Here is a 21401-nt window from a genome sequence, read left to right as displayed (position 1 = left end):
TTGGCAAAAATACTATTTTTAAATTGCTGCGCCATCTTTCTTCGTTTCAAAAGCAGATTAGCGTCTTTTTTCATTGAATTCATATTGAAAAAATTAACAAAATACAGTGGATAGAATTATTTATTCAATACGTAATTTTACTTTCCAATTAAAATTCATCTAAAATGAAAAAATTAAGCTTATTTCTATTAGTGCTCTTTGTAATTTCTTGCAAACAAGAAGAAAAACCTGATTATTCCTTGATTAATGGAACTGTTGAAAACAACACCGCTGAAACCGCAGTTATTCGCGGAAAGAATTTTGAAGCCACTTTAGCTATTGATGAAAAGGGGCAATTTACAGATACGCTTTATATAAAGACCGATGGTTTTTATGATCTTTATGTAGGCCGTGAAAGCACTGGAATTTACCTTGAAAGAGGAAAAAATCTTTCTGTAAACTTAAATGCTGATGAATTTGATGAATCCATTAAATATTCTGGTGATCTGGCAAATACAAATAACTTCTTGGCCGCTAAATTTTTGTGGAACGAACAAAAAGTCAATTACAAAGATTTGTTCTCTTTGGAAGAGGAACCTTTTCTGAAAAAAATAGAAGCCAATCAAAAAAGTTTAGATAGTCTATATGCTTCAAGCAATATTTCAGATGAAAATTTTAAAAAAAGTCTTGACGAAGAAGATTTATATTCCCGAGCAATTTTGATTGAAAACTACAAAGACGCGCATCGTTATTATTCAGGAAATGAAGCCTATAGAGTTTCAAGCGATTTTTACGATGGACTAAAAAACATAAACTTTAAAGACACAGTTGCATTTAGAAATTCTGTTGGTTACCAAAATTTACTAGAAGCCCATTTTAATAGATTGGTAAATGAAGAAACTTTTGAGAGCGGCAACAATAACCAAACTGTTATGTATCTTAAAAAAGTTGATGAAGCACTTCCGGATGGCTATGCAAAAGATGAAATGATGAGTTCCTATTTACAATTTGGGCTTAAGCCAGATGCAACTTTAGATGAAGCATATACTATTTATAAAAATAGCGATCCAAATCCTGAAAATCTTGCAAAGATCACGGAACACTACAACAAACTGAAAGCAATTACCGAAGGAAACCCCTCGCCTACTTTCAATTATGAAAACCACAAAGGTGGCACTACCGATTTGGCATCTTTAAAAGGTAAATATGTTTATATAGATGTTTGGGCAACTTGGTGCGGACCTTGCTTGCGTGAAATTCCTTCGTTGCTGCAAGTTGAAAAAGATTATCACGGTAAAAATATTCAGTTTGTAAGTATTTCCATTGATGAACCTAAGGATTACGACAAATGGAAAGCGATGGTTTCTGAAAAGCAATTGGGCGGAATTCAGCTAATGGCAGACAATAACTGGAAATCAAAATTTATAGAAGACTACGCCATTATGGGAATCCCAAGATTTATATTGATTGATCCGAAAGGAAATATCGTTTCTGCAGATGCGCCAAGGCCCTCGGACCCAATGTTACGAAAAACCTTGGATGGGTTGCTGTAAATTTTTAATTCAAAAAAAATTAAACCACGATTTCACAATTGCTGTAAAAAAATAGCTGTGTTTTCGTGGTTAATTTTTTTCACTCGATTCATTTTCGGGTTCAGTTTGTGCAAATAAATCTAAATACGCTTCTCCCAAATTATCGATAATATCTCCCGCCATTACTGCTTCAAAGCCCATTTGTTCAGATGCAATATCGCCTGCGCTGCCGTGCATATAAACTCCAAATACTGAGGCTAGCAAGGGATCGTACCCTTGGGAAAGCAAACCTGTAATAACACCACTTAACGCATCGCCACTGCCGGCCGTTGCCATTCCAGGGTTTCCGGTAGTGTTTATATAAAGCTTATCGCCATAAACCGTGATGGTATATGCCCCTTTAATGACTACAACAACTTCGTGTTTCTCTGAAAATTTCTTTACTTTTTCAAGCTTGTCGTAATCGTCCTTCCATTCGCCGATGAGTCTTTTTAATTCCCCGGGATGAGGCGTTAAAACTGAATGCTTCGGAAGCAATTTCAACAAGCCTTTATTTTCGGAAATATTGTTTAAAGCATCTGCATCAATTACAAAAGGAATTTCACTGTCCGTAAATAATTTCTTTAAAGCTTCCACAGTAGCTTTGTTTTTGCCGATACCCATCCCCACTCCAATTGCAGAAGGTTCAAAATCAAACGAAATATCACTTAAAAATGCTTCTTCGTTATCGGTAATCACCATTGCCTCGGGAATGGCTGTCTGCAAAATGTTGTAGCCGCATTTCGGAACAAAAGCCGTCACCATTCCCGAACCAATCCTAAAAGCAGCAGTGGTTGAAAGTATGGCAGCCCCCATCTTTCCGTAACTTCCGGCAACAATCAAAGCGTGGCCATAAGTTCCTTTATGTCCAAATTTTTCCCGAGTTTGATAAAAACGTTGTGCTTCAGGTTTTGAAATTAATTGTGCCAAGGGCTCGGCATTGTGCAAAAACTCCAGATCCAAACCGATATCCAAAACATCAAAGCTTGGAGCAAAAACAGCGGTTTCCGGTAAAAAGAAAGCGAGTTTCGGAGCTTGGAATGTGAGTGTATGGTTTGCTTTTAAAACGGCTTCTTTATCTTCCAAAGGAGCATTTGAATAAAGTCCACTTGGAATGTCAACCGCCAATTTAAAGGCTTTACTTTCGTTAAGATATTGAATCAATTTTTTCACCCAACCGCCGGGGCAACGGTTTAGACCTATCCCGAATATGGCATCCACAATAATATCCTCAGAATTTATTTCGGGGAAATCATCTTCGCCTTTCATCAAAAGGGGCCAATTTTTGGTCACATTCTTAATCTTGTCATAATTCAACAAAAAGTTTTTGGAACGCTTGTCACTGCAATTCACAACATAAACAATAACACTATAGCCGTGTTCTATCAATAGTCTGCCCACCACAAGTCCATCGCCACCGTTATCGCCGATGCCACAAAAAATATGGATAGGCACGGGCGCGCCATTTAAGCGTTGGTGCAACCATTGAAATATTTGCGTTCCCGCTCGCTCCATCAAGTCTGCTGATGTGATTTTTTGCTTTTCTACCGTGGTTTTATCGGCTTCATATAATTGCGCTGCTGAGAATATTTTCATTTAAAAATCTATTTTGATACCAATACTTCCAAAGATAATAACATTCCTTCGTAATTGTTGAAAACAACGTTTATAACTAATCCAAGTATTTATAAATAAACACAGCTTAATCTTTAATTTTAGAAAAAACCACACAATGGAAACTAGAGATAGTATGCTTCTGCGCATGCGCCCCGAAATCCCTTCCGCCAAAATCACACCCAATATGTCTGCCGACGAATGTTTTCAAAACAAGACATTGCGGCCAGTGGCAAAGCTTCAGAATGATTTGCTGTTGGCGGCTTTCCGGAATTATACGGCGAAACACAAAAATGTTTTTTATGATCTTACGATAGAAAAACGGTTGGATTATATTGAAAACGCCATCCATAAGGATATGAAATTCCGAAATTCCTTGAAGGGCATTATAATTGGACAGTTCACTTTGGAGGAGTTCAACAGTTATATCCAAAACTCTTCAGCGCTGAACAAGCGGATGATGGACATTGTAAAGGAACGGCTGAAAAGCAATATCCAGCTTTTGGAATATGATTTTGCTTAATAAGGTTTAAACTAATTCTCAAGCAACGATTCACCATTCAGATCGGTGGTCAGCACGTCGCTCATATAGTTGAAAAATGGGCGGAGCAATTGGTAATGGTGTATCAAATTATCCTTAAAATCTGAGGCAAATACCTCTTCGTCGGTAAAGCGATGGTTTACGAAGAAATTCTTAAGCCTTATTAAATCTATGTTTTCGTCTTCTTTATTAAAACCTTTTGGGGCGGTCTTTACGGCGTATTCCTGATTGAAATTTCCAAAGGCATTTTTGAAATCTTTCTGATTCAAGATTTCCCTTATTTCAGAACTGTCCATTTCAAACTCTTTTCTTATTCTTAAAAGATCAGCAGGATTTGGATCAAAGAAACCTCCTGCCATATAGCTGTTCCCTGATTCCAAACGCAAGTAATAACCACCCCGGCGCTGGGCTCCTGCCCTACTGAAACTTACGCTGCGATGCACGTTGTACGGCGTTTTATCATTACTGAAGCGGATGTCGCGGTTTATTCTGAAAATCTTGGTTGTTGCAATTTCATCGGTAACATTCAGGCCTTTTTCTACAGCTGCATAAAATTCTTTTAAAGCTTTTTCATTTGCCAGATATTCTTTTTTATGCTCCTGCATCCATTCGCGGTTGTTGTTCTTTTTTAGTTTTAAAAGGAAATCAAATGCAGCTTTTGGAATAGTTGGGGTCATTGTTTTTTGTTTTTAGAAAAGTAAATATACAATGAACAATTAGCAATGAATAAATACGGAAGCATAATTAGCGATTGATAGAGTAAATAAAATTGCCTACATTTATGGCAACAACCTTAAAACCAATTTAATATGACTACTACACCAAAACCAAACACGGCCTTTTGGATCATTGCCGTGCTCGCACTTTTATGGAATATTATAGGCGTTTATATGTGGCTTTATGAATATTTCCTAATGACCGACGAAATAAGAGACTCCCTTCCTCCGGAGCAAGTAGAGATTATGGCCAATGCGCCCGCTTGGAATATGTACTTGTATGGTCTTGCAGTTATTACTGGGCTATTGGCAAGTCTGTTGCTACTGATGCGAAAAAAATCGGCAGTAGGTGTGTTTATGCTTTCCCTAATTGCTGTGCTGGTACTGCAATTGTACTGGATGTTCGCAATGGATATTGTTGAGAAAATGGGTCCCCAATCACTGCTTATGCCTCTTATAGTTATTGCTATTGCAATATTTGAATATTTCTACAGCAAAGGCGCCGCTAAAAATGGTTGGCTTAGCTAGTTTTTAAAAAGTAAAAAATCTTTAAAAAATTCCTCTTTAGCTTTATAGCTGAAGAGGAATTCTTTTTCCAAAAAAAATACCCTTTATTAAGTATTTCATAAAGCATGGCTAGCCAATAGTTTTGTTTCAATTAATTATTTAACCAAAATTTAAATCTTTTAAAAGAAACAACTTATGAGATCAACAAAATTGATTGCACTTCTATTTTTTACAAGCATCACTCTTTTTTCCTGCAAAAAAGATGATGGCGACGGTGGTAATACAAGCACAGAAATAGAAAATTATGAAGGCGACTTTAATGGAGAGATGGATGCTGATGGTATCTACAATTCATTGGAAGGAATTTTTAGAACCTCTACTGACGGTACATTTTCACTTAATTTAATTTCAGGAAGCCTTGAAGGTAACTTAGAGTCTATTGATGGTACTTTAAGATTATCGGTAAACTATGCGTATGGATTGTTTAGCGATACTTCAGATTTAATAGGAACTCTTTCTAAAACCTCAGAAGGTTACGATTTTTCTGTTACTGGTACTTATATTGATGGAAATCCCATTACTATTTCTGGAACAAGTATGACTATTCCTGAAAGCAACCAAGCATACCATGATAGCAAATCAAAATCATCTGTATATTTTACACATAACGAAAGCTGTAATGCGACGATCACTATAAATAATACTGTCTTGAGTGGTTTAAATGCTCATTATGAATCTAACGGCGGACTATGTGCTTCTGTTTACGAAGGTTTTCTAAGCACCCCTCGCGATGTAGAAAACGAAGAGTCACATATAAATTGTCATACCGTTAGGCTATTAGGACAGGACGGTAATTACATAACCTTTGAAGATTGCAATACAGCAACATTTATTTTAGCCAAAAACACCCAATACTCATATTTTGTGGAATGGGAAAATGGCGAAACGGAAAGTGGGGAGTTCATTTCTCCAGACGGCGGATCTAGAATGGCTATTTGTCTTGAAAACGCTGGCCCAGAATGTAACGGTAATGGTGGAGGTAACCAAGACCCAATACTTATTACAACAGATACTGTTGAAATAGATTTCGCAAATAGCCAACTTCCGGCTGGTGATAATGGTATTCTTCCTTTTATAGATCCTACTGTTTTCAAAATGTATGATACTACAATTCAAGGTGATAATTTCACTGGAATTGTAATTGGAGATAGATATTCTTCAAATACACCTCCTTCAGGATATAGTGATACAAGAATCAGACTATATGTGCGATACGGAATTGCCAACGGTGATTATGAAGTAAAATGGTGGTCATCAAGCCAAGAGCTCGCCCCTATTGGAATTGAAGTAGATTACGGAGTTAATGGAATTCCGTATAGTAATAATGATTTTCCTCAATCTGGAAATATAAATATCAGTAATTATGATGCTGTAAATAAAACTTGCACCATAACTTTTGAGGATGTTGTAATAGCAATTAATGGCAGTGCCGGGACAAGCTATAATATGAAATTTTCAGGGGTTATTGCAGGAACCTTCACAACTGATTAAAAACATAACCAAATAACCAGACTAACTATCTGAATTAGCGAAAGCCGCTTTCTTGTATATATAAGAAAGTGGCTTTCAAATTATTAACTAGTACCAAGACTGTTAGACTCCAAAACAGTTATATATGCTTTTGGGTCAATTTTATAAATAATATCCTTCACCACATCAAGTTTCTTAGTATTTTTTGTTACTAGAATCATCTTTTCATTACTATCGTGATGAATCAATTTTAAAATACCATCCGTATTTTTTCTGTTTAAGAGGATTTCTTCCTGGATCAAAAGGTTTTTATCTGAAAAGACCAAAATAGTTTTATTTTGGACAGATTTCTTCATAAAATATTCAATCGTTTTACTGATAGCAACTATGGCCACAATGCTATAAGCTGCCATCGTAAAATCAGCAAATGCAAGTGTTCCCAACAAAATTACGATACCATCCACAATCAAGATAAGCTGATTGTAAGGCAATCTTATTTTTGTAGAAAGAATTCGCACTAAAATATCATTCCCTCCCGTGGTGGCGCCAGCGTTCATCACAATAGCTACTGCAACGCCAATGATTACCCCACCAAACACGGATGACATTAATACATCATTAATAAAGACCCTTCCTGCTGTTAGGGAAGTTATTAGGTCTATATAAAAAGAAACCAACACCATTGAAAACAAGGTCTTGACTCCTGTTTTGGCTCCCAAAACCTTGGTGCCCCACAATAGCAGCGGAATATTTATCAATAAAGCTATCCATCCTACGGAAAAACCTGTCAATTCTTTGATGACAATACTTAAGCCCAAGATGCCACCGGGCACTATATGATGTGGAATGATGAGTAAGGCATAGGCTATTGATAATAGCAAAGAACCCAGAAATACATATGTATAACTTTTAAGCTCGGTAAGCACAATTTGCTTTTCTAATTTGATGGCGAAAACTCTTTTCATTTTAAATTGTGGTATAAAAAAATCCCTTTGATTTTGTCTTTATCAAAGGGATTTTAAAACTGTCTTTATGTTTTTATTATTCACTTTGAGGTATGGGTATGTGCTTGCGAATACGCTTAATCATATTGCATTTATTAAAGTTGGAATGTGATGGATTTGTCATTTTCAATAGTTTTTAAACGAAAAAAGCGTTCCTCTTTGGGGAGGAACGCTTTTTATAATTTATATATAATCGCCCTATACCCCAGAGATTTCTCTGTGCATCTTACAAATGTTATTTGAGCGAAAGTTTTTCATAATTATAGGTGCAAATCTATGACAATATTTTTAAGACTGCTTGTTGTTTTGGGAAAAATTTTTGATTTTTTCCATTTTAAAATTTAACTTATTGAGCTTAACCTATTTTAAATATCATTTTGATATTTTAAGCATATTCAAGGGTTCGTTTAGATTTTCTGTAAAGATAATTTGGATAAATAGTACGTTTTGCAAAACGGTTCAGTTTATCACTGTTTACCATTTTTATATAAACTTGTCTGCTAACACCAAAATATTCATAGGTATTGCCGTCCAAATAGGTAATTTCAAGCAACATTCCTTTGTGTTGAAAATCGGCAATGCCTGAGTTATTAATAGTCTCTGTGTATTCTTCCAGGTTTGCCGCTTTTGTTTCTGGGGCAATACTTACTAGAAAATGGTAACCATCAATAATCTTCCGGCTATTCACTTCGGCTTCTTCCCTCAGTGCATCTCCATCTTGGAACTTATCTGGATGCCACTCTTTAACCAAGTTACGGTAACTTGTTTTTAAGGCTTTTAGCTCTATTTCCTTTTCAATCCCAAAAAGTTTTTTGTATTCGTTGATGCGTTTCATTTACTTATTTCTTTAGCGGCCGCGAAAGTAGTGTTTAATATCGAAGAAAATGTATTTGTTTCACTTTAATAGCGAGTAATTTTTTAAAGTGGCAATGGTTTTGATATAGTCTAACCTATCCTGTTTTGTGATATAAGTTTAAAATGAGCTTCTGGGTTGCGTATTACTATTTCAGGGCCATAGGGAGGCCAAGAGCTTGGAAATTGTTCAATCATTAAAGCTATATCCAGTAATTTGATTCCTTTTTAATATTTAGGCTATCGGCTATGAAAATATGTTTTTGTTTTTGGCTTCTTCCAAAGCCATGAAGAAATCTCTATCATATTTTGCACCGCTATAATCTGCTTAATGCCTCATACTCAAGCAAAATATTTCATCATGGTGGTAAATGTGAAGTCAAAATCTTTTTTTTCAGCCATTTGCCCAATCATATGTTAGTTTCCCTAAATGCATTTTGATATATATAAAGAAACCATCAGTTAAGATGGTTTCTTTCATTGTTTGCTTTAAGACCGTTATAGCAATCTTACTTTTACAGCGCTAAGACCTTTGTCTCCTTGTTCCACATCAAACTGTACTTTATCATCCTCACGAATGTTGTCAATTAGATTGGTTGAGTGGACAAAAATATCTTGTTCCGAGTCTTTTACTTTTATAAAGCCAAAACCTTTGGCCTCATTGAAAAATTTTACTGTACCTTCTTTCATTACATTTACTTTTTTAGTATTCATTAATTTATTTATAAATCCTTTAAACATTGTTTTTAGTTTTTAAATTGATAATTTATTGTTTGTTCTTTATTGTCCAATAACGGTTTGCTTTTTACCCAATAATCGAAGCATTTTAATATGGGTCATTATTGCAAGGCCAAAATTTTTCTTTACGTGATATTCCATACCGTATTCCTCGGCAGTTTCGGCTACAATTTTGGTTAATTTTTTATAATGTATATGGCATACATCTGGCAAAACGTGATGCTCCACTTGATAATTCAACCCTCCTATCATCCAAGATAAAAATTTACTTTTGGGTGAAAAATTAGTGGTTGTGTTAAATTGATGACTATACCAGTCGTCACTCATATCTCCTTCTTTATCGGGAAGTGGAAATTCATTTTCAGGCATAATATGGGCTACTTGAAAAACCGTACTCACCAAAAGTCCGGTAACAAAATGCATACTAAGAAAGGCCAGCAATATTAGCCACCAAGCTTGTGGCACTATAATCATTGGTAATGCCAATGCGTATGTATAATACAATAGCTTCCACCCTATCATAGAGCCCAGCACCTTTTTGAATTCGTGTTTTTTATTAAAGAACCCCATGTTTTTATAGCGTGTAAGGCGCACAAAATCTTTTGTGGTAATCCATGATATGGTGGATATTCCGTAAAAAAACCATATATAAATATGTTGAAACCGATGGAGCCAATAGTGCTTTGCATGGGGCGAAAACCTTAAAAAGAACGGCGCGTTAATATCATCATCTGCATGTTCTATGTTTGTGAAACTATGGTGCAAAACATTGTGCTGCACTTTCCATACCGCATCATTCGCGCCTATAAGGTTAAAGGTGTACCCCAAGATGGTATTTACGTTTTTGTTTCTGGAATAAGACCCGTGAATAGCATCGTGCATAATGCCCATCCCTATTCCAGACATCCCAAACCCTGCTACCAAATAGGCTGTGAACAGGGCCCATACTGAAGTAATTAAGCCCGAAGATAGTAGAATGATTGGCACAAAAAAGAAGGAAAGCATAACGACAGTTTTCGTTACCATATTTGCATTGGCATTTCTGCTGATGGCATTGGTTTTAAAATAGGCGTTTACCTTGCTCCGCAATGTTTTAGAAAAGGTGGAATTTATTTCTCTCGAAAATCTTGGGTTATGGATGTTTTTACTCATTTGTTCAATTGCTAACATGCCCAAACCAAGAATAGGTCCCAAAAACATAGGGTTTAACATTGGTTAAAGAATGGCGCTGTGTTTAGCGAATTGCTTATGAAGAAAACTTTTGGAGAGAACTATTGTTATTAATCCTGCTAGTTTTTGCCATAAAACGCCTGTTGCACTACGACTATTAAAGTATAGTAGAAAGCGAAGAATTATTTAAAATTTGGTGGAGATTAAAAAAAGATAAGCTTACTAAATCGTTTATTAGGCAAATGTAACTTTAAATAACCATTCTCGCCCCTATAATATGTTAAACTATTGATTTTCAACAAATAATCAGAAGATAGATTGATTAAAGAATATAGATTCTCACCTTCTTCTTTTTAAGGCGACTGTTGTTCAACGTGCTTACCAACTGATTTGCAAGTGCTAACGGAACAGCCACAAACGCACAATCCTGTTTTAACTCTATAGCACCCAATTGTTCATTAGTTATATTTCCCTGTTTAATAAATAGCCCAGCAATATCGCCTTTGGAAATTTTATCTTTCCTTCCGCCCGAAATAAATAGCGTTTCCCATAATTCGGCTACTTGTGAAGCTGCTTTTGGAATTTCTACGGGTTCCTTTTTTTCAATAAACTCTGGTAATAGCTGATTTTTCCATTTCAGCACATAGGCAGTCCCTTTTTCGTTAACCCGTGCAGTTCTTCCATTTCTATGTGTAAATTCTACAGCCGAATGCGGCAGTTCATAATGAATGATAAATTTTAATTCGGGAATGTCAATACCTCTAGCGGCAAGATCGGTGGCAACCAATATTTGACTAGTGCCATTTCTAAATTTTATAAGCGCCCTTTCCCTGTCTTTTTGCTCCATTCCTCCCGAAAAGCAACTATGACTTATATTGTTTTCATTTAGAAAATTACTTAGCACTTCAATACTGTCCCTAAAGTTGCAAAAGATGATCCCGGGTTGATTTCCTAAGTGACGCAAAAGCTGTAATAATGTACCCAGTTTGTTTTTATCATCTGAGATTACTGTTTTTACAGTCAGTTTTGGGTCAACCTTTTCTAATAAATAATCTAACACAATTGGCTTGTTGAATTTCACGAAATTTGGAATTTTAACTCCCTGTGTAGCAGATGTTAATATTCGCTTACTTACAGCAGGTAATGAATCTAATATTTCAATCATTTCGCTTTCAAAACCTATCTCTAGTGATTTATCATATTCATCCAGAACTAAGGTGTTGATACTGGCTTTTGAAAATCGGTCATCGTCAAAATGATCCAGGATTCTACCCGGTGTACCAACCAAAATTGCAGGTATATGTTTCAATTCTATTTTATCCTTGCTCTTGGCTCTACCGCCATAAACTGCATTCACCTTAAAGCCTGAACCCATATTCCGAACTACTTGTTCAATCTGTATGGCAAGTTCGCGCGTGGGAACAACTATCAAAGCTTGTACCTCGGGGTTATCTATATTTAAATTTTTAATTATGGGTAACAAAAAAGCCAATGTTTTCCCAGTGCCAGTAGGCGATAACAATATGGTATTTGCTGTTTTTTCAATAACTGTAATGGCTTCCTTTTGCATAGGGTTTAAAGCTGCTATGTTCAGCTTTACCAGTATATCCTGTTGGTTTTTTATTTCGTTTGCCATTATGTGGTTTGTTTATTTTGCCCGCCTTAGATTTGTGGTGGTGAATTCTTTGTGAACACTTCTTCTCTTTCGGAAATAGAAATATTATATGTTCAGCTTGCAAACAACTATTAACTATTTACACTTGAAGGCGCTTGGATTTTAGTAGTTATTTGCATAAGGTTTTCTGCAACGGTCCTTCCGGTTTCGGCAGCGCCATTCATAAAGCCCTGAAAATCTACACTGCAATGTTCCCCTGCAAAATAGAAATTCCCAACGGGCTCCATCTCTAATCCAGAAATGGTTGACCATTGCCCTACTTTATAACAGGAATAACTTCCTTTTGCATAGGGATAATCAATCCAATTTACGAATACGTGCTTGTCTAAAAATTTGTCTTTTGAGCCTATAAATACTTTGTCCAATTCATTTACAAAGTTAGTGACTGTCTTTTGTGGCAATTCGGTTTTCCAACTGTGGGTGGGCGGCGCCATCTTATTTTTAAATGATTCTTTATCAAGATTTAGCGCATAAGCACCCCCAAAATAGCAAACATAAGCTCCATTGTTGTTGTCTGGGGTTCTGTTATAACTGCTGTCCCAACCATTTACAATATCTTTATGGAATAGATAACCCATTGCATTATTTGGCTTTTCTGACCAAGGTGTTCCTGTATAACCCAACACCAACTTTGTATTCATGCCGTAACCCAACTCATCAATACATCTTTTTTTTTCGGTTGAAATATTTTTAAGGTTCAATTTTATTTTACGCAATAAAGTAAACGGAATTGTGCAAACAATCTTTTTTGTTAAAACTTCTTTATTATTGGAAAACTTAATTTGGTAAATGCCATTTTCCGTTTCATTGATTTCTGAAACTTCATAGTTTTTTTCTATTTTATCTTCTCCAATTTTAGCAACTAAACCCTCGATGATTTTTGAGTTTCCTCCGTGAATTCTGAAACGTTCATCACTTTCGCCAAAAACCTTAAATCCTTCCCTAGTATCAGTGTCGATCATATCCAGAAAATTCAAGGTAGATTGTTCAGAGCAATCCAAGCCGTATTCAGCTATAAAGGCTGCATTAAAAAGCTCTTTCAGCCATTTTGCACAGTCTAAAGATTCTATATAATCACTTAGTGCAATATTATCCAAAGCTTCGGCTTCTGGGGTGTCATAGTTTTCGCCAAGTGAATTTTTATCTATTGTTATTTTTTTTGTGATTTTTTTGAATTCTTCTATTATTTCCTCTTCTGAAATTAGCCTACCATCAAAATAATAAACATCTTTGATGAGTTTTTTTGATTCTTGTTCCTTCACCAAATCAATAAACTCAAGGTTGAATTCCTTGGCTAGCGCAAGCATATCTTCATGATTGGAATCTATAAAGTCGCCACCAAACTCTGGGAAAATACCCAACCCAAGCGAATCGTTATAATGGGTAAGGATTCTGCCCCCTAGCCTCCTACTGCCTTCAAATACTTTGAAGTTTAGATTTGAGTTCAATAAATGATTGGCACAATTTAAACCCGCGATTCCTCCGCCAAGAATGGCAATATCCAACACAACATCATCAATTGTTTCAACACCTATTTTGATAGGTTTTTTTTCATTAGTTTCATTTTTACAGGAAACAATTAAAGAAGGTAAGCTCATTGCTATTCCTACCCCAATCGCTCCTTTGGTTGTATCGCCAATAAACTTTCTTCTACTGTACATATTTGCAGCAGTATTGTTTGAGACATTGTATTCCTTAACCTCTTTATTTAAGTTATCAAATAGCTTTCTTAAAAGATTACTTTTTGCTTTTCTCATGGGTTATCTTTTAGAGTTTGTTAAAACAGTTTCAGTCATCTTTAATCAGGGAGCATAAAACCTTGGTTGGCAATTAAAAATATATATTGTTTAACATTAATCTTGATAAAGGTTTTTTTGATGTTAAGTTTTGCGCGCGCTTGTTGTCTACTGCCTATACTTTTCCATTGTGTTTTGGGTCAAAATCCACCATCCATTCAATACCGAATTTGTCTCTAAACATCCCAAAATAAGACCCCCAAGGACTATCAGCAATTGGCACTTCAATAGTTCCGCCAGCTGAAAGGCCGTTAAATAATTTATCCGCTTCTTCACGACTTTCCGCACTAATTGAAATTTTAGACCTGTTTTCGTTTTCATTTACTTTGCCCATACTTTCTGGAACGTCATTGCCCATCAATACATTCTTGCCAATAGGCAATGCAATGTGCATTATTTTGTTTGCATCAATTTCTGGCACGGGAAATTCCGGACTTGACATATCCTTCAAACGCATAATCATAGCGAATGTTCCACCAAATACAGATCTATAAAAATTGAAGGCTTCTTCGGCATTGCCGTTGAAGTTGATATGAGGATTGATAAGTGCCATACCGTGTGTTTTTAAGTTGATTTCCTAAATTTTATTCTAAATGACTAGTTCAAAGTGTAGTATCAAATATAAATCAAAATAGATTACCGTTTCTGTGTTTCTTGGTTCTTGTTTCTTAAAATTTTTTCAAGATTATCGATTGGATATGATGACAATTTTGCATTTCTCCGATATATGATTATAAGGCGATAATAGTTAAACATCATTATCAACTTTTAACTAATTTCTTTTTAACCAATTAAAACTAACATAATGAACGAGCAAAAAATTTCCTTGTTAATTCGTCACATCACAGGCTCCAAAAAAGGGCAAGTAGAAAAATTTTCAGTTGAAAACAATCCTGAAATTCGTATAGGTCGTGGATTGGAAAACAATGTAAGCTTTGATCCTGTTAAGGAAGATACTATCAGTCGTGATCATTGTCGCATAATTCAGGATAGCACAAATTCTGAGCGTTTTTTTATTTATGACAGCCAGAGCAAAAACGGAACATATGTAAATGATGTGCTCACTACCGGTAGAACCGAACTTTTTGCCGGTGACATTGTAAAGCTTGGGAAAGACGGTCCTTCCTTTGAGTTTGATCTTGATCCGCGTCCGCAATCTCATATCAAAAAGACCCGTGTCATCGATCCAATCGTGGCAAAAGAAACGAAAATACATACAGCTACTGATTTGCCAAAAGCCACTTCAGAGAAAACTCCACCAGTAAAAGAAGGTATCGGCAAGAATACTATGCAGCATATGATTCGTGAATCTGAAAAGAAAAGTAAGACTGGACTTATAATTACAGTAATTGCAATCTTACTGCTTGCTTCAACAGGCGGTTATATATTGTTTAAAAATCAGAAGGTAAAGGAAATTGTTCATGTGACTGATCCTAAAACAACCTTTACCCCCACCGAAATAGCCAAGGCTAACCAAGAAAAAGTGGTATATATAGAGATGGCCTGGAAACTTACAAATACAGCATCCAGTGAGGAGATGTATCATGTGTATTATCCTGTTTTTCAGGATAAACAAATTATTGGATATCGTGCTGCCTATAGTCAAAATGAGCAGGGAGCAATTGTGCCTTTGTTAGTAACAAAGGGCGATTATCTCAAGGCACTTGGTAATGCGCAGGGCATAGAACTTGATCTAATTGCCAGTGCAGGCAGTGGCAGTGGCTTTGTTGTGGACGAACGGGGTTTTGTTGCTACAAATAGACACGTGGCTTCTAATTGGCTTACTAGGTTTAATTTTCAGCAATATGCTTTTCCTGGGGTGCTTGTAGAGCCTAATCAGAATGGGCAATATGCACCGGCTTGGGATAAAACCGTTACTCAAGAAATGGTTGGCGACTGGGTTCCTGGCAACGATAAAAGATACACAGGTGTGAATACGTATCTTGACGTAACCTTTGCCAATAACTCACAAAGAACTCCTGCAAAGATTGTCCGTATCTCGTCTACCCATGATGTAGCGATGATTAAAATTGATTTGCCTGAAGCTCTACCAAAAGTTGATCTTTATGATAGTTATGATGAAATTCAGCCGGGCGATCCAGCAATTGTGATGGGATACCCCGGTATTGCACCCGTGCAATTGGTTCTAAAGCGTTCTCAAGATGTATTTAACACCAATGCAGAAATCACATCTGTTCCCGTTCCCACAGTTAGCAATGGAAACGTTGGAAGAATGGTGCGTGGTTCTGAAAAAAATAGCAAGATTGATGATTACCAATCCACCTTCGGTGATTATTATCAACTTACGATCAATTCTACCGGCGGTGGTAATAGTGGCGGGCCTATGTTTGATGAAAAGGGTCGCGTAGTGGGTGTGTATAGCGCAGGTAAATGGGTACCCGGCACCTCAATTAGTTTTGCCGTTCCTATTAAATATGTAATGGAATTAATGGGGCGCCAGCAAGTAATTAAATAACAATCATTTTAAACTAACCGATTTTTTTATGATTACTGTCACTATTTCCACCAGATTTTTTAAAAAAACTGGTGGAAGACAGCAACATAACAATTAACAATATTAAGTATGAGGTTTTTATTTTCAAATAACAATAAAACTGTAGATTCAACGAAGAGCAGTCGTAGCAGTAAAGGTATTTTTTGTGAAGTATATGCAGTTTCAGAAACTGGACCAGTACGCGACCACAATGAAGACTCCATCGCTTTTTCATTTCCAGAAAATGACAACCATAATCTTATTGCTGTAGTTGCTGATGGTATGGGAGGACACAATGCGGGCGAAGTGGCAAGCAAGATGGCATGTGATCTTTTACTTGACTATTGTCTGAAAAAATGGAAACAGCAATCTCCTGGCAAACTGCTTCATAAAGCATATACGGAGGCGCACGAAACGATTGTTGCAGCTGGTAATTCAAATTCTGAACAAAAAGGAATGGGCACCACGGCCACTTCGGTGATTATTCATAAAAATGTTTGTTATATAGGGCATATTGGTGATAGCCGTGTTTATTTGTTACGGAATGGTAGCCTAATGCAGCTAAGTAAAGACCACACCTTAGTGAACCAAATGTATGAAAGTGGTGAGATTACAGAACAAGAAAGGGACAAGCATCCAATGAAAAACGTCCTCTTGCAGGCACTAGGCACTACCCCAACAATACAACCTCAAATTCTGGCTGATGGATGGGAGATACTGGAAGGCGATCGTTTGTTTCTTTGCTCTGATGGGGTTTATGATGCTCTCAGCGACGAAGATATTGAAGAATTACTTTTAATGAAACGGCCTGAGTTTGCGTTGGAATGTTTAAGTGCAACAGCAACAGCTCGCAAGGTCTCTGACAACTTTTCGGCTTTGTTGATTACTTTTTCAACAGGCGTTCAATCGACACCTAAAATGACAAAAGAACAAAATATACTATAATGAGCGGACAAGGTAGCCAATATGAAATTATTCAAAAGCTTGGCGAAGGCGGAATGGGAATGGTTTATCTGGCAAAAGATACCATGATTGACAGATTAGTAGCCATAAAACAACTTCATCGGAATTCAGGATCAGAAGAAGAGAGCTTAGGAGAACGCTTTCAGGCAGAAGCCCATGCATTAGCCAAACTAAATCACCCAAACGTAACCCATCTTTATTCTTTCATTCCTAAGGAGGACACCTATTGGATGATTATGGAATACGTGGAAGGTAAAACGCTGGAAGACTGGCTTGCTGTCCATAAAAAAATTACATATCAGCTCGCTGCCAGTATTGCTGTGCAACTACTGGATGGGCTGTACCACGCGCACCGCAAAGGTATTATTCACCGCGATGTTAAACCTGCCAATGTGATGATTAATGAAGATGGAGAGGTTAAGATAATGGACTTTGGCATTGCGAGAATGCGCAATGCGCAACGCATTACCAGTCATGGCAAATCTGTTGGAACGCTGGAATATATGGCTCCAGAACAAATACAAGGCCACGAAGGTGACGAACGAACTGACATCTATGCAGTGGGCAATATTCTGTATGAAATGCTATGCGGCACCACACCTTTTCATAGTGACACTGATTATCGATTGATGAAGGACAAACTGGAGAAGCAGCCGGAATCAATAATACGTGAAAACCCAACTGTTCCAGATTCACTTGAGAAAATAATCTTCAAAGCACTTCAGCGCAATCCAGACAGAAGATATAAGACGGCCCGAGAAATGAAATCTGCTATTGAGAAATGTTTGGATGGGGCGCTTTTAGATCAGACCACACTTACTAAAGTGCTTAAAGCATCACAAGTTTTTACAGTGCCGGAAAAGGGAAATGAAATCATCTCTGTAAGCAATATTTTGTCACGCGCAAAATCGATTTCGGGAAGATTCAGGGTTCCAACTGCAGCAAATTTCAAAGTTCCCAATTTTAATAAAATTAATAGACCCATACTTATTCTTGGTGCATCTATACTTTTATGTGCCATCCTATTGCTTTGGAATGAAGGGTCTGATAGCAACAACACAGAAGAGATACCAGAAACCACCATCGCTTCTGGCTGGTCAGATCCTGTGGAGGAGATACCACAGGAAACCGTAGTAAATACTACAGGTAATTTTGATGAGTCGCCAAGCGAGATGTATAAACGTATTGCTGATTCCCCAAAGGAAAAATCCAAACCCAAAGAGAAGAGCAACAAGGTAAAAACTATTGTAAACGACAGAACTGAAAGTAAAGAACTGAATACAGTCAAACAAAATAAGGAGAGTGAAACTAAAAACATGGAACGTAGGGTTCCACAAACCCCTGCTGAGGTTCCTGCCGGAAAAGCAATTCTTGTAACCTTACAAGAAGATTTAAGTTCTGAAGAAAAGGAACGTGACGGAAAGACAATTCGGTTAAATTGTAATGAAGATGTGATTGCAGACAACAGAGTTATTATTCGTAAAGGCGCAACCGTTACGGGAAAGATTGTGGACTGCGTGCCATCAAACAGTAGAAAGAAAGCTTTGATTGGCTTCGTTATTTTTCGAGTGGAAGCAGTTGACGGTAGTTTTGTAAAATTAAAGTCGAAACGGTTTCGTTTGTTTGCTGATGAGCCGGGAACGGCGGTACATTATAGGCCGGGAGAGACTTTTGAAGCCATACTGCAACGAGGAAGGGTGGAATAAGCTGCTGGCTCTTGTTTCTTGTTTCTTGTTTCTAAATATATCCAAAATTATGATTTTGCTTAACAAATAGCGCCATTAAAAAGAAATAAGCACTATTAAAATTAACTTTTTTCTTATTTGCGCAAGATTATTAAACTTTTGATAAACCCAATCTATAAACTTTTGAAATAGCCTAATTTTAAGGTATTATAACTTTAAAGAAAGAAATTATGGCGAAGAAAGAGAAACAAAGACCAAAAGAAAGTCCTATCGATCCTGAAAAGAATAACTCTGCTCAGGAAAGGGAATACAGAAAAGATAAAAGGTCTGGGAAGATTGACGAGGACAGTGAAGAAGAATAAATCACTCATCAATATATTTAAAACTTTCACAATAATGCTTAAGTACGATTAGCATATTATTTCCAATTGTCGAAAGTCATTTCAAATTTAATTTCGCCTTCTCCGTGGGTTCCTATTTCTTGCCAGCCGGCTTTTCTATAAAAACTTTCTGCCCTAGTGTTTGGCGCTGTTCCTAACCACACGGTTTTTTGGGTTTGCCCAAAATACCAATCCACAATTAGGTCATGTAATTTTCTTCCTATTCCGCGTTTGTCAAAATTTGGATGGACAAATAGCGCCCAAATATTGTTTTCTTTTAAGTCGGCTATTGAAAAGCCAACAATCTGCTTATTTATTTCACAAACCCATCCTTTTCCCCTGTTTGTTATAAATTCCAAACAATCTGCGTCTGTTACTAAAGCAGGATTGGATAGTGCGTTTTCGGTTACCGCGTTTCTTACTATTTGAATCTGCGTAATATCTTCTGGTTTTGCTTCTCTGAAAATCATTTTATATGAATTTAATTTTTTTAATTGCCCAGATAAACTTTCAGATCAGCGAGGTGTGTTTTTTGTAAATAGCCTTATTATTATAGCAGTAAGAAACAAAAAAATGAAGAGGCCAATATCAATATAGGAATTATACCAGCCATTTCATCATAAATTTTTTTGTTTGTGAAAATATCCTTGTTATAATTAATTCCGTAATAACCATACAACGAGGTTATTATACCTAGCAGCAACGTGACTGTAAACAGCCGTTTTCCAAGTTTTCTGTTTATGAATTTTTTCATACTTTCCAGTTTTAAAGTTCTATTCGTTTATTTCTCCTTGTTACTGTTTATATAAAAATTTCATTTTTCCTGCTAACTAAGGGGGTTCGACTACGCTCAGGACTTTGGCCGTGACGCTTTTAAATAATGTCTAACTAAATTATTTCAAATATGGGATCGTACAATAAAGGTATCCTAGGCCCCTTTCGGGGAAATGTTGGCTCCGAAATCGGGTATTCCTGCAGAGGGAAAGAACTGATGCGCGGGTTGCCAAAAGAAACAACTACATCTTGGCCTTGTGTTTTGATCCTTCGACTGTATCTACAGAGGCGGGGCGTAAGCGCTAATGAGGATATTAAAGAACTATACAATAGACTGGTTGCCTGCCTTTTTTATCATTTTTTACTCCACTTTAAGATAAGACAATTTTATAACGGAAGGTTCCTCTAGCGGAATATCATCCCATCTAGTTTCAATGGTCTCTGGTAAACCAAATTCGTTATAAGTATAAATCCATGTAGTTGTTTCGTAATTTGCCCTTTTCATATTGTTCTGGGAAAGCCCGCGTTCTAATTCCCCAGACTCATTGTAGGGCAAAGGGTTATAAGCAAAAAGATAGTCAAGACCAAAATTTGGTTTCGGTCTATTATCGTATTCATAATTTTTTTCAACTTCTATAAATTCCCCCGGAATTGGAAACCCAAAAGGGTCCATTTTAGGGTAAACATGAATATGTTTGATGGCATTCCCATTATTGTCATATTCAATGTTGGATTCCACGGATACAAGCTCATCCTGAAAAAAAACACTTTTAACCCGCTCCTCATCATAATGAAAAATTGAATACTCAATTATTATATCATGTACTTTGATTTCGCTTCTAACTAATTGTCCTTCTGTATTGTAGAATACTAAAATATCATAGTCGAAATCAAATGTTTGATCGTCATGAATTATTTTTGATACTCGCCCATCTTCATATTCAAACTCATCAACCCATCTTCTATATACCCCAGGATTATCAGTCACAACCTTTTTTATAAGCTTGTTATCAGTATCATAAAAATATTCTGCTATTAAATTATCGTGATTATCAAAGATTTTGTCTACCAAGAATTTACTCCTGTTGTCCTCCCAATTTTGTCCCTCGTCTTTTTCACAGCTCAGAAATACTAAAATTAAAATCCCTATTACTTTCTTCATATTAAATAGATTAAAATTTTGAATAATGCCAGATTATTTATGGTCTAGGGTGGCGCCTTAAGTTTTTTTTCTATCCACCTAATGGGCGGGTTCTACTTCAAATGTAATCTTTTTAATTATAGTGAATATTGGTGAGTGGGGAAACATTGACTCTGGCTTTTGGCTTTTGACTCGTGGCTCGGGAGTTATGTCTTCTTGGATATTGGACATTGAGTATTGAGATTTGGGATTTGGCTTGTAGGTATATTAA

General features: G+C 36.5%; 19 protein-coding genes. 8 read left to right on the top strand and 11 right to left on the bottom strand.

Going from position 1 to position 21401, the window contains the following annotated elements; all coding sequences use genetic code 11:
* The first annotated feature begins 164 nt into the window (after positions 1 to 164).
* The gene (locus Q2U82_RS12530) at positions 165 to 1532 is read left to right on the top strand and encodes a TlpA family protein disulfide reductase (protein WP_410005198.1); all 1368 of its coding nucleotides are present in this window, start codon (positions 165 to 167) and stop codon (positions 1530 to 1532) included.
* A 69-nt stretch (positions 1533 to 1601) separates the two neighbouring features.
* Here Q2U82_RS12530 and Q2U82_RS12525 read toward each other — a convergent pair whose 3' ends face one another.
* The gene (locus tag Q2U82_RS12525; RefSeq protein WP_410005197.1) at positions 1602 to 3146 is read right to left on the bottom strand and encodes an NAD(P)H-hydrate dehydratase; all 1545 of its coding nucleotides are present in this window, start codon (positions 3144 to 3146) and stop codon (positions 1602 to 1604) included.
* Positions 3147 to 3282: 136 nt separating this feature from the next.
* Here Q2U82_RS12525 and Q2U82_RS12520 point away from each other — a divergent pair, with 136 nt between their 5' ends.
* Positions 3283 to 3687 carry a glyoxalase gene (locus Q2U82_RS12520; RefSeq protein ID WP_410005196.1) on the top strand — a complete coding sequence of 135 codons (405 nt, stop codon included), beginning with the start codon at positions 3283 to 3285 and terminating at the stop codon, positions 3685 to 3687.
* 11 nt (positions 3688 to 3698) lie between these two features.
* Here the strand turns inward: Q2U82_RS12520 and Q2U82_RS12515 are convergent, their stop codons facing one another.
* A complete protein-coding gene (locus tag Q2U82_RS12515) occupies positions 3699 to 4382 on the bottom strand; it encodes a DUF2461 domain-containing protein (RefSeq protein ID WP_410005195.1) in 684 nt (227 codons plus the stop codon).
* A gap of 132 nt (positions 4383 to 4514) precedes the next feature.
* Between Q2U82_RS12515 and Q2U82_RS12510 the strand changes: the two genes are divergently transcribed.
* Both Q2U82_RS12510 and Q2U82_RS12505 read left to right on the top strand, forming a co-directional pair.
* A complete protein-coding gene (locus Q2U82_RS12510) occupies positions 4515 to 4949 on the top strand; it encodes a hypothetical protein (RefSeq protein ID WP_410005194.1) in 435 nt (144 codons plus the stop codon).
* Between the two features lie 174 nt (positions 4950 to 5123).
* On the top strand, positions 5124 to 6479 hold the full coding sequence (locus Q2U82_RS12505; RefSeq protein ID WP_410005193.1) for a hypothetical protein: 1356 nt from the start codon (positions 5124 to 5126) through the stop codon (positions 6477 to 6479).
* Positions 6480 to 6562: 83 nt separating this feature from the next.
* Here the strand turns inward: Q2U82_RS12505 and Q2U82_RS12500 are convergent, their stop codons facing one another.
* From Q2U82_RS12500 to Q2U82_RS12470, 7 genes are all read right to left on the bottom strand, one after another.
* Positions 6563 to 7423 (bottom strand): YitT family protein, encoded by an 861-nt coding sequence (locus tag Q2U82_RS12500; RefSeq protein ID WP_410005192.1) that lies wholly within the window; start codon positions 7421 to 7423, stop codon positions 6563 to 6565.
* Between the two features lie 424 nt (positions 7424 to 7847).
* Positions 7848 to 8297 (bottom strand): KTSC domain-containing protein, encoded by a 450-nt coding sequence (locus tag Q2U82_RS12495; protein ID WP_410005191.1) that lies wholly within the window; start codon positions 8295 to 8297, stop codon positions 7848 to 7850.
* 515 nt (positions 8298 to 8812) lie between these two features.
* Complete coding sequence (locus Q2U82_RS12490) at positions 8813 to 9004, bottom strand: cold-shock protein (RefSeq protein WP_410007164.1); 192 nt, start codon at positions 9002 to 9004, stop codon at positions 8813 to 8815.
* A 90-nt stretch (positions 9005 to 9094) separates the two neighbouring features.
* The gene (locus tag Q2U82_RS12485) at positions 9095 to 10246 is read right to left on the bottom strand and encodes a fatty acid desaturase family protein (protein WP_410005190.1); all 1152 of its coding nucleotides are present in this window, start codon (positions 10244 to 10246) and stop codon (positions 9095 to 9097) included.
* A 298-nt stretch (positions 10247 to 10544) separates the two neighbouring features.
* A complete protein-coding gene (locus Q2U82_RS12480) occupies positions 10545 to 11858 on the bottom strand; it encodes a DEAD/DEAH box helicase (RefSeq protein ID WP_410005189.1) in 1314 nt (437 codons plus the stop codon).
* Between the two features lie 110 nt (positions 11859 to 11968).
* The gene (locus Q2U82_RS12475; RefSeq protein ID WP_410005188.1) at positions 11969 to 13654 is read right to left on the bottom strand and encodes a flavin monoamine oxidase family protein; all 1686 of its coding nucleotides are present in this window, start codon (positions 13652 to 13654) and stop codon (positions 11969 to 11971) included.
* Between the two features lie 154 nt (positions 13655 to 13808).
* Positions 13809 to 14246 (bottom strand): VOC family protein, encoded by a 438-nt coding sequence (locus tag Q2U82_RS12470; RefSeq protein WP_410005187.1) that lies wholly within the window; start codon positions 14244 to 14246, stop codon positions 13809 to 13811.
* Between the two features lie 252 nt (positions 14247 to 14498).
* On the opposite strand from Q2U82_RS12470, the gene Q2U82_RS12465 reads away from it, so the two are divergent.
* From Q2U82_RS12465 to Q2U82_RS12450, 4 genes are all read left to right on the top strand, one after another.
* Positions 14499 to 16169, top strand: a complete 1671-nt coding sequence (locus Q2U82_RS12465; protein ID WP_410005186.1) for a trypsin-like peptidase domain-containing protein — start codon at positions 14499 to 14501, stop codon at positions 16167 to 16169.
* Between the two features lie 108 nt (positions 16170 to 16277).
* Positions 16278 to 17132, top strand: coding sequence for a PP2C family protein-serine/threonine phosphatase (locus tag Q2U82_RS12460; RefSeq protein ID WP_410005185.1), 855 nt, complete (start codon positions 16278 to 16280; stop codon positions 17130 to 17132).
* On the top strand, positions 17132 to 18856 hold the full coding sequence (locus Q2U82_RS12455) for a serine/threonine protein kinase (protein WP_410005184.1): 1725 nt from the start codon (positions 17132 to 17134) through the stop codon (positions 18854 to 18856). Before Q2U82_RS12460 ends, Q2U82_RS12455 begins: the two co-directional genes overlap by 1 nt.
* Before the next feature lie 209 nt (positions 18857 to 19065).
* Positions 19066 to 19197 carry a hypothetical protein gene (locus Q2U82_RS12450; protein WP_410005183.1) on the top strand — a complete coding sequence of 44 codons (132 nt, stop codon included), beginning with the start codon at positions 19066 to 19068 and terminating at the stop codon, positions 19195 to 19197.
* Positions 19198 to 19253: 56 nt separating this feature from the next.
* On the opposite strand, the gene Q2U82_RS12445 is transcribed toward Q2U82_RS12450, so the two are convergent.
* Together Q2U82_RS12445 and Q2U82_RS12440 are read right to left on the bottom strand one after the other, a co-directional pair.
* Positions 19254 to 19685: an N-acetyltransferase family protein gene (locus Q2U82_RS12445; RefSeq protein ID WP_410005182.1), complete on the bottom strand. Its 432-nt coding sequence runs from the start codon at positions 19683 to 19685 to the stop codon at positions 19254 to 19256.
* A 665-nt stretch (positions 19686 to 20350) separates the two neighbouring features.
* Entirely contained in the window at positions 20351 to 21151 is an 801-nt protein-coding gene (locus Q2U82_RS12440; RefSeq protein WP_410005181.1) for a hypothetical protein, read from the bottom strand.
* Between the last annotated feature and the right edge of the window lie 250 nt (positions 21152 to 21401).

It is taken from the genome of Aequorivita nionensis (assembly GCF_046352995.1).
In the GTDB taxonomy this organism is placed as follows: Bacteria; Bacteroidota; Bacteroidia; order Flavobacteriales; family Flavobacteriaceae; genus Aequorivita; species Aequorivita nionensis.
This window is presented reverse-complemented; position numbering and strand designations above follow the sequence as displayed.